The 12,533-nt window shown below is 41.1% G+C and carries 13 protein-coding genes and 1 tRNA gene; 6 read left to right on the top strand and 8 right to left on the bottom strand.

What is annotated here, in order from left to right; all coding sequences use genetic code 11:
- The 3 genes from IEY42_RS18825 to IEY42_RS18815 all read left to right on the top strand — a co-directional run bounded on the left by IEY42_RS18825 (position 1) and on the right by IEY42_RS18815 (position 2,510).
- Positions 1-1,623 (top strand): DHA2 family efflux MFS transporter permease subunit, encoded by a 1,623-nt coding sequence (locus tag IEY42_RS18825; protein ID WP_188926826.1) that lies wholly within the window; start codon positions 1-3, stop codon positions 1,621-1,623.
- A gap of 91 nt (positions 1,624-1,714) precedes the next feature.
- Positions 1,715-2,176 (top strand): GNAT family N-acetyltransferase, encoded by a 462-nt coding sequence (locus IEY42_RS18820; RefSeq protein ID WP_188926825.1) that lies wholly within the window; start codon positions 1,715-1,717, stop codon positions 2,174-2,176.
- 16 nt (positions 2,177-2,192) lie between these two features.
- On the top strand, positions 2,193-2,510 hold the full coding sequence (locus IEY42_RS18815; protein WP_188926824.1) for a putative quinol monooxygenase: 318 nt from the start codon (positions 2,193-2,195) through the stop codon (positions 2,508-2,510).
- Positions 2,511-2,596: 86 nt separating this feature from the next.
- Here IEY42_RS18815 and IEY42_RS18810 read toward each other — a convergent pair whose 3' ends face one another.
- Positions 2,597-3,604, bottom strand: coding sequence for a porin (locus IEY42_RS18810; protein ID WP_188926823.1), 1,008 nt, complete (start codon positions 3,602-3,604; stop codon positions 2,597-2,599).
- Positions 3,605-4,127: 523 nt separating this feature from the next.
- Between IEY42_RS18810 and tcdA the strand changes: the two genes are divergently transcribed.
- Positions 4,128-4,925: a tRNA cyclic N6-threonylcarbamoyladenosine(37) synthase TcdA gene (gene tcdA, locus IEY42_RS18805; RefSeq protein ID WP_373292890.1), complete on the top strand. Its 798-nt coding sequence runs from the start codon at positions 4,128-4,130 to the stop codon at positions 4,923-4,925.
- A gap of 310 nt (positions 4,926-5,235) precedes the next feature.
- The gene (locus IEY42_RS18800) at positions 5,236-5,847 is read left to right on the top strand and encodes a superinfection exclusion B family protein (RefSeq protein ID WP_188926822.1); all 612 of its coding nucleotides are present in this window, start codon (positions 5,236-5,238) and stop codon (positions 5,845-5,847) included.
- Positions 5,848-5,952: 105 nt separating this feature from the next.
- Here the strand turns inward: IEY42_RS18800 and IEY42_RS18795 are convergent, their stop codons facing one another.
- Positions 5,953-6,084 (bottom strand): DUF3149 domain-containing protein, encoded by a 132-nt coding sequence (locus tag IEY42_RS18795; RefSeq protein WP_188926821.1) that lies wholly within the window; start codon positions 6,082-6,084, stop codon positions 5,953-5,955.
- Between the two features lie 637 nt (positions 6,085-6,721).
- Between IEY42_RS18795 and IEY42_RS18790 the strand changes: the two genes are divergently transcribed.
- Positions 6,722-6,806: transfer RNA gene (locus IEY42_RS18790), tRNA-Leu, on the top strand.
- Between the two features lie 154 nt (positions 6,807-6,960).
- Here IEY42_RS18790 and IEY42_RS18785 read toward each other — a convergent pair.
- From IEY42_RS18785 to IEY42_RS18760, 6 genes are all read right to left on the bottom strand, one after another.
- Positions 6,961-7,368 (bottom strand): DUF2787 family protein, encoded by a 408-nt coding sequence (locus IEY42_RS18785; RefSeq protein WP_188926820.1) that lies wholly within the window; start codon positions 7,366-7,368, stop codon positions 6,961-6,963.
- Positions 7,369-7,385: 17 nt separating this feature from the next.
- Positions 7,386-7,829, bottom strand: coding sequence for a JAB domain-containing protein (locus IEY42_RS18780; RefSeq protein WP_102036977.1), 444 nt, complete (start codon positions 7,827-7,829; stop codon positions 7,386-7,388).
- Between the two features lie 56 nt (positions 7,830-7,885).
- Entirely contained in the window at positions 7,886-8,374 is a 489-nt protein-coding gene (locus tag IEY42_RS18775) for a DUF6641 family protein (protein ID WP_188926819.1), read from the bottom strand.
- A gap of 24 nt (positions 8,375-8,398) precedes the next feature.
- Positions 8,399-10,432, bottom strand: a complete 2,034-nt coding sequence (locus IEY42_RS18770) for an AAA family ATPase (protein WP_188926818.1) — start codon at positions 10,430-10,432, stop codon at positions 8,399-8,401.
- A complete protein-coding gene (locus IEY42_RS18765) occupies positions 10,429-11,364 on the bottom strand; it encodes a tyrosine-type recombinase/integrase (RefSeq protein WP_188926817.1) in 936 nt (311 codons plus the stop codon). The genes IEY42_RS18770 and IEY42_RS18765 overlap by 4 nt, the downstream gene beginning before the upstream one ends.
- Before the next feature lie 181 nt (positions 11,365-11,545).
- On the bottom strand, positions 11,546-12,328 hold the full coding sequence (locus tag IEY42_RS18760) for a hypothetical protein (RefSeq protein ID WP_188926816.1): 783 nt from the start codon (positions 12,326-12,328) through the stop codon (positions 11,546-11,548).
- Between the last annotated feature and the right edge of the window lie 205 nt (positions 12,329-12,533).

Genomic DNA, 12,533 nt, shown 5'->3' with positions numbered 1-12,533 from the left:
ATGAGTCAGTCAACGGCAGAGTTAGATGTCACTCAAGTGGCTGTTGCCGAAGATAAACCGACTGGGTATCAACGTGGCAGTTACCGCTCATGGATTGCGGTCATGGGTGGACTTATTGGCGCATTTATGGCGATTTTGGATATTCAAATCACCAATGCATCAATGAAGGAAATACAAGGCAGTTTAGGGGCAACGCTAGAAGAAAGCAGTTGGATTGCGACCGCGTATTTGGTGGCCGAAATGATTGCCATTCCGTTGTCGGGTTGGCTTAGCACGGGTTTATCGACCAGACGCTACTTACTGTGGACCACCGCAGCGTTTATTGTTGCATCAATATTGTGTTCAATGTCTTGGAACCTCGAGTCGATGATTGCCTTTCGCGCATTACAGGGCTTCTTTGGTGGTGCGCTCATTCCATTAGCTTTTCGGCTTATTCTCGAATTTTTACCCGACAGTAAACGTGCCATGGGGATGGCGTTGTTTGGCGTTACGGCCACATTTGCCCCCTCTATTGGCCCAACGTTGGGTGGTTGGTTAACTGAGCAGTTTAGTTGGCATTATCTGTTTTATATTAATGTGCCGCCGGGCATATTAGTGATGGTGATGCTGGCGTATGGGTTGGAGCGAAAACCCATTATTTGGGACAAACTAAAAGATGCAGATTACTCTGGCATTATTACGATGGCGCTAGGAATGGGCTGCTTAGAGGTGGTGCTCGAAGAGGGGAATCGTAAAGACTGGTTTGGCTCTGACCTTATTCGTAATCTCGCAATCATTGCGGTGATCAATATCGGTTTGTTTATTTGGATCCAATTACGTAAACCCCAACCTTTAGTGAATATTCGGTTACTGGGCCAACGTGATTTTGCCTTGTCGACTGTGGCATATTTTTTATTGGGTATGGCACTATTTGGCGCCATTTATTTAATCCCACTATACCTGTCACAAATTCACGACTATACCCCGCTTGAAATTGGCGAAGTAATTATGTGGATGGGCTTTCCGCAATTATTAGTTTTGCCGCTAGTGCCAAAATTAATGCAGCGTTATGACCCGCGGTATTTAGCGGGGTTTGGCTTTGCGTTATTCTCAATCAGTTATTATATGAATAGCCATATGACCGCCGACTATGCTGGTGATCAAATGATAGCATCACAAATCGTCAGGGCGTTGGGGCAACCATTTATTTTAGTGCCGATAGGTATTTTGGCGACCATGCACCTTAAGGCTCATGAAAATGCGTCAGCTTCAACGGTATTGAATGTGATGCGAAATTTAGGCGGTGCCTTTGGTATTGCCTTGGTAGCGACATTAAGTGATAACTTGGCTCGAGTACACCTTGCACACATAAAAGAAACATTACCCGCGGTGAGCGCGCAAGCCTACCAATACATCAATGACACCACTTTGTTATTGCAAAGTGCCGGTTCTGACGCGGTGAGTGCTAATACACAAGCTTATGCTTTACTGGCCCAAAACATGAGTCAACAAGCGTATATTCAAGCTTATAATGATGTGTTTTTCATTATGGCGTGCTTTTTATCTATTGCAGTTGTGGCAGTGTTATCTATTCGAAAACCTGCAGCATCAAATACGGCAGATGCTCCTAATGAAATGCATTAAGTATTTGTTGATAAGCATCAGTATAAATTGACTTGTGTTGCCATTGCTGAATGATACCCTTGCTATAAATCTTTAGACGAATGGGTATTTAATGACATTAACATGGTTAGATGTTGGTTTTGACCAGCTCAATGTTGAGCTGTTATATAGTTTATTGCAACTGCGGGTAGATGTATTTGTGGTTGAGCAAAACTGCCCTTATCCTGAGCTAGATGGTAAAGATAAACATGTCCATACTAGGCATTTACTCGGCCTAAATGATCAGCAAGAGGTTGTGGCTTACAGTCGTGTTTTAGCGCCCAATATCAGTTACCCACAAGCCAGTATCGGCCGCGTTGCTGTGGCAAAATCAGTGCGAGGGCAGGGCGTAGCAAATCAGTTAATGCAACGTGCTATAGCCATTGCAAAACAGCGTTGGCCAGATGATCATATTCAAATAGGTGCACAAGATTATTTACGCCATTTTTATCAACAGCTTGGTTTTGTTGTTAATTCTGAAGTGTATTTAGAAGATGGAATACCACACCTTGATATGTTGCTTACTCATTCATAAATTTTAAGGAAGATAAATGTCAGATTATGCCATTAATACTCAACAAATAGTGTGTGTAGCTCAATTTGTTGCCAAGCCCGGTCAACGTGATGCGTTAGTCACAGCATTAGCAAGCTTAATTCCAGATACTCGTCGTGAACTAGGCTGTATTCGCTATGAGTTAAATGTGAGTGTGGAAGATGAAAACAAAGTCGCCTTTGTGGAAAAGTTTGTCGACCGTGCTGCGTTTGACAAGCATTGCGCTAAAGAAGCCATTGAACACTATTTTCATCATGTGATGCCTGAATTAGTTGAATCACATCATGTTGAAGTGTTTAATCAAGTTATTGCTTAGTTTTTGGGGCCCAAAATCAAAAATGCCAGTCGAGTAGACTGGCATTTTTAGTTTATGGTGTTACACCATAAAGTGCATCAACTTGATTAGAAGTCGTAACGTGCACCGATAGTGAAGATGTTGTCATCTTCTAAGTCTATTTTTGCACCGTTTACAGTGTGCTCACCTTCGTACATAGCATAGTGGCCATAAACTAAAGTTGATTTAGACACACGGTAATCAGCACCAACAGTAATTTGAGTTACTTCGATGTCAGTACCTGTAGCGTCGACACTGTTTGTGTAGTACTTACCAAAACCACCATCATCTTGACCATATTCAGCTTTTAAGTTAACGCCGTTTAGGTTGTAAGCTACGTTAACGAAGAAAGCATCGCCTTCTTGGTCAGTAGATTGGCTTTCAGTGTTTTGGAATAAACCGCCCACTTTAAAGTCGCCAAACTTAGCTTGTGCAACACCACGGTAAGAATCAGTTCCGCCAATTGTGTTGTACGCAGCTGCGAAGTAGTAGTTTTGCTTTTTGAATTTTTTATCACCAATAGTTGCACTTAATGCATATTGATCTTCATCAGAACCTTCATAGTTGTCATCCATTAAATACGTTGCATTTAATGTCACTAAGTCAGCAATAACTGGAGAGTAGTAAGAAATCAAATCAGCTTTACGATCTTGGTCATCAAGTAAACGGTCGATATCGGCATTTGAGTTACCGAATAAATCAATACTACCTTCAGACTGCTTGAATACTGTGTCGTTACGGCCTACAAGCACTGTACCTGCATTAGTTTTTAAACCAAGGAAAGTGTTACGAGCTTTAAATACATCATCACCTTGAGTTGTATTTTCTACTTGAAATTCCATTTGGTATAAAATTTCAACACCGTCAGCAACCTTTTCGCTACCTTTAACACCTAGGTGAGAAAAGTTATTTTCTAATACTGTACCTTCTTTACCATTTTGAGTCGTAGTACCTTCATCAGAACTTGAAACTGATAAGTCTAAACGACCATAGAAACTTGGGCCTTCAGCAAGTGTAGCAAAAGAAACTAGTGTAAGTACTGAGGCTACTGATGCAGAGATTAAGGTCTTTTTCATCTTTCATGCTCCCTAGAACGTTATGTTCTATATTCCATTTTTCATGGTTTTAGTTAGTGAAGTCGTTGCAGATATTATCCTGTAACAATCTGGTGCAGATTTTTACAGATTTAGCACTGTCATAGTGTGGGCTAGATCAAATAAATAGCTCCTACCTAAAAAATTGTGAATCTTTCTGTGACAACAACAACGAATTATCAAAAAATGTTAATTTTTTGTGCACATATACCTCTTTGGGGATGTTCCTATTTATTGCTAAGTAGGCCAGCACACTACAAAAAAGCTGTAAGGTGGTAGTTTAGCGTATGTTAATTTAATTGTTGAGCACATTAATGGCTTAGTTCACTAGACCTTAGTCTATCAAGGTTAATAAATAATCAAATCAGCAGCATGGAGCAAATAATGCTCGCCTCAAAATGGTGCGTTGGAGTCCGTTAACCGTTTATCTTCAACAAGCATTTAGCTTTAGGGTTAAATCGGCTAGAATCGCACCCGAAATTAGTTGTTAATTGAGGCGTAAACCATGTTGTCTGAATCTTATACTCATCGTTTTGCTGGTGTTGGTCGTTTATATGGCCAAGCTGCGCTGACGACTTTCTCGAAGGCTCATGTGGTCGTGGTCGGGATTGGTGGTGTAGGTACTTGGGTTGCCGAAGCATTAGCTCGCAGTGGTATTGGGCAAATTACCTTGATTGATTTAGATGATATTTGCGTGACCAATACCAATCGTCAAATTCATGCATTAACTTCTACCATTGGCCAGTCTAAAGTTGAGGTGATGGCAAAGCGGATTAACGAGATTAACCCTGAATGCGTGGTTAATGAAGTGGAAGATTTTGTGACGCTCGATAATTTAAGTCAATATTTTGTCCCAGCATCGCAAGGCGGCACGATTGACTATGTCGTTGACTGTATTGATGCGGTTAAACAAAAAGCAGGTTTAATCGCCTGGTGTAAGCGCAATAAAATCCCGCTGGTGACCATTGGCGGCGCGGGTGGGCAAACTGACCCAACGTTAATTCAGGTTACTGACCTGGCTAAAACCGTCCAAGATCCTTTATTGGCTAAAGTGCGCAACATACTGCGTAAAGAGTATAACTTTAGTAAAAATGTCCAACGTCGCTTTGCTGTTGATGCGGTATTTTCAAGCCAACACTTAGTTTACCCACTAGCAGACGGGAGTGTGTGCAATACCAAAGCAACGGCGGAAGGCAGTATGCGGATGGATTGCGCTTCTGGTTTTGGTGCTATTACCATGGTGACGGGCACCTTTGCTTTTGTTGCGGTGAGTCGAGTACTCACTAAATTGGCGGCAAAATAAGCACGCTAACGCGAATATTTTTGTCAAAGCGCCTGGTCTTATAAATACTCAATATGTTTACGCTATTGGCTATTTAAGTCTGAGCAATGTGGTTCAGTATGTCAGCAAAGACGAAGCATAAAATATTGAGTGCCACCTACTATTTACCTTTATTGGCCGTAAGATGAAAAGCATGATTATTACGGCCATTCTATTGCTAACTTTTCTTAGTCATTGTTTTATTATCCCTAATTCAGGTTATTTATACTCTATTGGCACTATATTTGCTTTGTTGGGGTTAGGTTCAAAAATCTGACACTGTGAGCGAGCTATGACGAAAATGAATATAGGTATGGTGAATTTACTGAACGGAAAACGAGTGTTGGTCAGTGTAATGGCATGGGGTGTGGTCACTTGTGCGAGTTTGTTGTTTGCTCCCAAAAATATTCTGGCAAGTTTATCTTTAGATCACCTTGTCACAGCCTATGGACAATTTATTGGCTTAGGACTGATTATTGGTGTGGCTTATTTTTTAAGTCAGATTTTTGCTTTTATTGTTGACGAAGCCATAGTCAATTTACGCCAAAAACGCACAGTCGAAACCATTGAAGCAAAAGTTAAATTATTAGACCCTGCAGAACGCGCTTTGCTGCGAGAGTTCTTTTTACAAGGGCAAACTATTTTGACTCTGCCAAAAAATGAGTTAGCAGTGAAAAACCTAGTCGATACGAATATTTTAGAGGTGCTAGGTAATGAACGCCATTACGCGATTCAAGGGCCGACAGCGGATTATAAGATTTCGATGCAGGCACGTGTTTATTTAAATCGCGATGTGTTGCGTTTACCGGCAGGAGAGCCAAGTGCTGAAGAAATGAGTTACTTGATTAAAACCAGACCGCAATTTATTAATGGGCTTGTTCAAGCACGAAAGCATGCAGCGTAACGTTAAAATGTGAACTAAAAAATGGGGGCTATAAAGCCCCCTAATTGTATCATTCGCAAGGAAGTATTGAATAATGCAGTAAAATAACTTAACCGGTTAAGAGACTCACTTAACCGGTGCAGACTTCACAATAAACATCCACGTCAGATAAGAAATAATTCCCAACGTACTGAAAATTACAATCATTGAAAGTAAACCAATTGGGTTACCAAACATTAAATCTAACCAAAATGCCATGATTCTTACCCTCCGAAATGTGAAATCAAGGTCATCATAAAGTGAAATTGCCACCTTAACGGTGATCTTGATCAATACTGTCGCTTAAGGTGTTATCGAAAGGTTAAATCTGCTAAACAGCTCACAAAAAAGCGCTTAGAACATGGATTAAGGGGATGCGAATGACTTTTGAGCAATCAGGTGATTTTTATAGAAAAGAATCGTTAAAGGGCTTGCCATTGTCACGAGCAAAGGTATAATCGCCCACACTTAATTGTGACAATATAAATTGAGTATGTATTATTGCTTTGCAAAGATATTTTAGTTAATTAGATTACTTTGCAAAACTCAATACAGTTTTAAATCTCTGCCGGTGTGGTGAAATTGGTATACACGACGGATTCAAAAATCACAGTGTGTACTAGCTTGGTATAAGTAAGTTGTTGAAGTAAAACGTTAATGCTAAATAATTAACATGCAAAATCCTTGCAAAGATTTGCAAAGTTTTTGAATTATAAGATTTTATGCCTCCCAACGAATATTGGTTATAAACAGGCTAAAATTACATAATTAAAGTAAGATGAAATTGGTTTGGTTTTGCAAAGATATTTGGTGTTTTAGATTTCTTTGCAAAGCTAAATGTAGCTTGAAAGCCTTTGCCTGAGTGATGAAATTGGTATACATGGGGGATTCAAAATCCCCTGCTTCGCGGCGTGTCGGTTCGAGTCCGACCTCAGGTACCATTATTTAAAGCCCTGTTCTTAATTGAACAGGGCTTTTTTTATGCTTATAATTCAATGATAACAGTTGTAGGTTCATCACTTTAATACGTTAGCAAGCATTTTCATCCTTTAGTCGGTAAATAGACAAGTTTACTTCCACAAAAAGGTCGATTCGTTAATCGGTTGAAATACTGACTTCAAACATTTCTAGATCTAACCAATAGCACACGAAGTTTTGCTCCCAAATCGGATAGAACTCCTTCGCAGCCTCAATCAAAATCTCACCGTTAATGCTTTGAAATACACCAAAGCTGAAGTCAAAATCCAACTCTTTAACCAACTCCGAATAACCGCTTCCCTGACCAACGAAACAGAATTCAGTGATGTAACACAACGTCCACTGTTCAGCTTTTCTTTCTAGTCTCATTTCAACGGGATGAAAACCGCCATGTTCTGCGCTGTAATTGGGATCACGGAAGTTAATGGTTAAAGCATCATGAGGGGTGTTACTAATTAACTTTTCTAGTGGCAGCAGTAAGCTATCGGAAACAGGCAAAGCCAGTTCCTTGTTAATGGTATTCATTGTTTATCTCATAGGTTTTAGAATAGGTCGGGGTGTGTTTGGCGTAAGCTGGTAAAGCGGTTTAGGCCAATAATCACATGGTCTACAACTTCAATATTGAGTACCTTGGCGCATTCAATGACCATATTGGTAAAGTTGAGGTCACTTGTGCTTGGTGTTGGGTCGCCTGAAGGATGGTTATGAACAAGGATAATCCCCGGCATATTCAATATGACGGCGGTTCGAAGTACTTCCGATGGCCGCATACTCACGCTGTTAATGCATCCAGTCGCCACAACTTCTATGCAATTGATGGCTCGTTGATTAGTAAGGTTGGCGACAATAAAGACTTCCTTTGTTTCATATTTGAGGTAGTCGAATATCTTTGCGGTTTCATCTGGGCAGGTGAGTGTCTTTTCCGCTTGTTCGCAGTTGGTTTCTCTAAACTGATACTTAACGTTTATTTCGCGAATAATTGCCATGAGTTTGCCTCTGACTAAAACAAGTTAAATCGAGGGGGAAGCCCCCTCAAACATTGTTATTTCGTATTGGGTTTTGCTGCAATATCAGGCTTAGTGGCCTCTTTAGCTTTCATCTTCTTACTGGGAAACTTGGAGGGCGGGGCAAGTAGAAACTCATCTAGTTCACCTTTTTCAACAGCATCAATAACGATTTTGATGGTGTCTGGCAGTTTGGCTTTATCACCCACATCGATAGCAGGTTTATCTTTCACTAACTCGATAGGTTTGCCGCTAATACGGACTTCAAAGTAGTAGTGCTGTTCATTATCGTAATACCAAGAGCGAACGTTATAACGTCGGCGTACCTTCTTACGCTCTCCTGTTTCAGGGTCTTTGACCATTTTTTCACGGTAGGCTTCAAACTCTTTGCCCTGAACCATGCATTCAGCCATGTCTAATTGTTGTTCCAGCTTTTCTATTAAACGTAATCGCTTACTGATAATAGGTGGCTTGATGGCAATTTCAGGGCGAGCGATAACCTTGAGAGAACTCAATAATGTTGTCATTTTATATTCCTTAGATAGGTGGGTTTAGCGGATAAAGCCGATGTGGCGTGGTGTTTGTTTACGGTTGTTTTCTTCTGTGAGTAGCGGGATAGCCGTACTTCTGTGATTATGGTTAGGTTGAAATAACATGCGTCTTGATAAAATGGCGAAATCGCCGGGCGTTAATTGTTGTAACACTTGAAGTTGGTCTTTCTCGGCATTGGTTAATTTAGTGATACCCAATACTTGACGATAGAGCGTGTGACGTTGCGTTTCAGTGAGATAGTCGCAAGTCAGCTTAAAGTCAAAACGGCGCATCACAGCGCTATCAATAGCAGTCAGTGCATTGGTTGCAGCGAAGACAGGTTGAGTATTGCATTCAAGCTGAGACAGTAGTTCGTTGATAAGCTGGACTTCATGCTGCGCTTGAGCGCTTTCACGTTTGCTCAGTAAACTATCTACTTCATCAAAGAGCATCAGCTTCTTTGTTCTGTGCGCTTCACGAAACAGCGTTGCAATGTTCTGCTCACTCTCACCGACATACTTGCTTAGAACGTCAGAGCACTTGATGTGCATCACTTCTATACCATGCGTTTCAGCTAAGTGATGTACCCAACCTGTTTTACCTGTGCCTGGGGGGCCGTTAAGTAATACCCTGACAGGCAAACCATTGGCGATAGCACTGTCAATATCCTCAATTAAGGCTTGCGCATCATGTCCGTCAATTGCGTTAAGGTTTAAACAGCTTGGGTCGAACATCAGTTGGCCTTCGTATTTAGGTGGTGGTGACTCTTCACCGCAAGCATCAAGGGTCGCTTCAATGACATCTAGCACCACCTCTTCAGCTTGATCTCCTGTCAACGTTAATGTGTTGGCAACATGAGCCGCATTCGCTATATACGCTGGTGCGGCATTGGATTTACTTGCCAGTATCAGTCTAAATTCATCCGATACTTTTAATGCTTTGAGTATGTTTTTACTCATGGCAAAGCTAAACGCTTCATCAGGTACAGGTATTTCCATTACCAGTTTAAAGCGGCGTATAAAACTGGGCTCAAGCATGGATATATGATTGGTTATCCAAATAGCAGGTACGGGGTTTGTTTCAAGTAAGCGCATTAAGCCTTCTTTTGAGTAATGCTCATCGGCATGCTTAAACACACTTTCACATTCATCAATTAATAACAGGCTTTCATCTGACCCATCAAGTAAGCCTTGCATCAAGTTAAGATAGGTTAGCCGCAAGCTAGCTGGTTCTTTGCTGAGAAACTCTCCTGTCAATTTGCCATCTTCAAACTGTACGCTTTGTACTTCGATTAAATTGCGGCGTAACGTTTTAGCCAACGTTCGTGATAGTTCTGTTTTTCCAGTGCCCGCAGCGCCATAGAGAAGAATATTAACCCCTGTGAGTTGCTGTTTACTGGCGGCCTTCAGATAACGAGACACTAAATCAGCATTCACATGCTCGAACTGTTTCAGTGTGAACCTTGCTACTGGACTGCGTTTCAATATCGGTGCAAGAAAGGCTTCTCGGCTGGTTATTTTTTCACTCACCAGTAACACCCGAAATGGCTCTGGGATGCTTAATACATGTGGTAAATGAAATAAGGCATCTTCAATAAAGCGATTAACGACTAGCGGTTGGAGCTGCGTAAGAATGGCATCACAGTCTAATCCTGTATCTTGTTCCATTGCCTGAATCAGAATATCGGCATCGTAGTCTGCTAATAGGTTTAGTAACTCCTTTAAACCCGGATTGGCATTCATCACAATGATAAGCACCATAACAGGCTGCATGGCATGTTTAAGCTTAAACAAGTCACACAATAACAAGGCATTGTGCTTAACGGTTTCTGTCATAGCAGGGTGGCTATCTCTAATCGGAAACAGTGCAAGCGTGCTGTCTATGTCATAGTTAATGCCATATTGCAGCTTTATTCCGACCAGTGAGCTAATGACATAAGAGGGCACGTATTCGAAGCGGTAATCTGCTGCTGAAAGTAATAAATCCTCAGCAATTTGAGTCGCCAGATAATAACAGTGATTCGACTTTTTATTGTTGGGCTTCACCTTTATCATTGGCTTCCACGCCCCCGTTTAAGGTGTTTCTCTGGAGGGGTGTAATCAAGCGTTGCGGCAGCTTGTTTCATAAACTCATGGTCACGTTTATCGTAAATCGTGGTCGTACTGATATCAGCATGTCCCGCCATTTGCCTAACCGTATTGATATCGACATTTTGCTCAAGCAAGCGGGTAATAAAGGTACGGCGTAAATCGTGAGGCGATACGTTGTCTACACCAAGTTCATAGAGGGTATCTTTAACTAATCGATATAAAGACGTTGGACTTGTTGGTTCGGCCAGTCTTAATTTACCTGTTAGTGTGGATTTACACAGCAAATAGCCTTGTTGTTTACCGCGCAGCTTGAGCCATAAAATGAGGTTTTGTTCTACCCATTGAGGTAAGAACAAGGTACGACTTTTATTGCCTTTACCCGCAACTACGGTCAAAGAGTGGAGGTTTGCATCATAGTCATGAAACATGAGTGCTGATAGCTCGCTGCGGCGAAGTCCAGTGCCTAAGAACAGGCTAAATATCGCGAGATTACGCGCAGCGAATGCACCTTTCTTATCTTTAAAATAGGTAAGTACAGCCGTTACTTGTTCAGTGCTTAACGGTGTACCTTGATGTTGTCCATGCTTGACCTGATTAATTGTCTCCAAGTTAGCAACTTGCGATAACTCCGCTTTATTCATTAAGGCCGCCACTTTCACGATATTCTTTATTGCAATCATGGCGCGGTTAATCGAACGAGCAGACCATTTAGCATGTGTCATCACCGCACGTACCTGTAGTGCTTGTTGATAGTCAATCTGGCATAGCTTGTCGTTGAGGCAGTCTTCTTGCCATTGCATTAATCGCGCAATACTGCGCATCTGTGAGCTGATAGAGCGCTGACTATTAATAGACAGACGGCTCAAATACAGCGCGAACGGGGTCGCTGTAGTCATTGAAAACTCCAGTAAGTGTATTAGTTGAATTGTATTTAGAGGGTTGAGCTAGAAGGGAAAAGTGATACTAGAAACACGTTAATAATATCACTTTTCAGACTAAATTTCAGCCGCTGTTTTAGACACGGTTCAGAACAATAAAAAGGGGAGCAACTTAGCTCCCCTTTGATGTTTGATGGTTTTATTTATTTACATTTTCAGTAAGCATACCGTACAGTTCTTTAAACTTAACTCTCAATTTATATGGCTTACATTGCTTTGAGGTTTTATTTGAATGTTCCATCATTAATCCCTTAACATTCCACAATTCTTTGTTGACCGCTACTTTGACGGCTTCACTGTTCAGCGGATATAGTTTGCATTTTTCGATATAGCGCTTCATCTTGCGGCGTTCATCTTTAGGGAGGCTCTGTAATGCAGGTTTTAGTCCATATGCACTGATAACCATAATTGTATGTGGATGCAAATGACTTAACGACTTCAAAGCATTTAAATCATACACTTCGATGCGATTCAGATAAGCACACGGACTTAAGAGATCTGATAACTCGTTTAACATACAGTTAGGTATTATTTTAGCTTCAATACGAGTTTCATCTTCACCTTTTGTCTTTAGTTTTTTCGCCTTACAATTCGCAGTGCGATCATAAGCAGTTAATTGACATCCAGCCTTCTTTTTTCCTAAATAGTAACCTCCAATACCGCCATCTTTGGCAAAAGCAATGAAAGATACTTGCGATTTTGCAAGGTTAAAACCTAGTTCAATTATCGCGATCGCTAGATCATGGGCGATATCAACAGCTGTGACTTTCATTTTATCGCTAGCAAGAAGTTCATAATCAGGAACTATATGCTCAAGCCATAGCCTTGCTATGAAGAAGTGTTCTCGTTTCAGTGGAAACCCATTGAAACTGAGCCTGATGAAAGGCCTATTCTCTGCATATGGGGCAACTTGAATGAACAAGTGAGGTACACCATTTTGTGGTCGTGCCCAATCTATAATTTCTAGTAAAGGTAGCTTAATACAGTAGCGATAACCACCTGCACGTTTCAGAACTTGTGGCCGTGCTAGGTTATGGTGTTTAGCTATTGAGCTAGCAACTTCAAGAGGGTGTAACAGATTCTGTGTAACTGCAATTTAGTTAATATACTTCACAATTCTGTCTTCG

The organism is Shewanella algicola (genome assembly GCF_014648035.1).
GTDB lineage: Bacteria > Pseudomonadota > Gammaproteobacteria > Enterobacterales > Shewanellaceae > Shewanella > Shewanella algicola.
The sequence above is the reverse complement of the archived record's forward strand: the minus strand, read 5'-3'. Positions and strand labels throughout refer to the sequence as shown.

What these genes read in the sequence shown, in the direction of transcription:
- IEY42_RS18825 (WP_188926826.1), top strand. Translation starts at nt 1, where the DNA reads ATGAGTCAGTCAACGGCAGAGTTAGATGTCACTCAAGTGGCTGTTGCC.
- IEY42_RS18820 (WP_188926825.1), top strand. Translation starts at nt 1,715, where the DNA reads ATGACATTAACATGGTTAGATGTTGGTTTTGACCAGCTCAATGTTGAG.
- IEY42_RS18815 (WP_188926824.1), top strand. Translation starts at nt 2,193, where the DNA reads ATGTCAGATTATGCCATTAATACTCAACAAATAGTGTGTGTAGCTCAA.
- IEY42_RS18810 (WP_188926823.1), bottom strand. Translation starts at nt 3,604, where the DNA reads ATGAAAAAGACCTTAATCTCTGCATCAGTAGCCTCAGTACTTACACTA.
- tcdA (WP_373292890.1), top strand. Translation starts at nt 4,128, where the DNA reads ATGTTGTCTGAATCTTATACTCATCGTTTTGCTGGTGTTGGTCGTTTA.
- IEY42_RS18800 (WP_188926822.1), top strand. Translation starts at nt 5,236, where the DNA reads ATGACGAAAATGAATATAGGTATGGTGAATTTACTGAACGGAAAACGA.
- IEY42_RS18795 (WP_188926821.1), bottom strand. Translation starts at nt 6,084, where the DNA reads ATGGCATTTTGGTTAGATTTAATGTTTGGTAACCCAATTGGTTTACTT.
- IEY42_RS18785 (WP_188926820.1), bottom strand. Translation starts at nt 7,368, where the DNA reads ATGAATACCATTAACAAGGAACTGGCTTTGCCTGTTTCCGATAGCTTA.
- IEY42_RS18780 (WP_102036977.1), bottom strand. Translation starts at nt 7,829, where the DNA reads ATGGCAATTATTCGCGAAATAAACGTTAAGTATCAGTTTAGAGAAACC.
- IEY42_RS18775 (WP_188926819.1), bottom strand. Translation starts at nt 8,374, where the DNA reads ATGACAACATTATTGAGTTCTCTCAAGGTTATCGCTCGCCCTGAAATT.
- IEY42_RS18770 (WP_188926818.1), bottom strand. Translation starts at nt 10,432, where the DNA reads ATGATAAAGGTGAAGCCCAACAATAAAAAGTCGAATCACTGTTATTAT.
- IEY42_RS18765 (WP_188926817.1), bottom strand. Translation starts at nt 11,364, where the DNA reads ATGACTACAGCGACCCCGTTCGCGCTGTATTTGAGCCGTCTGTCTATT.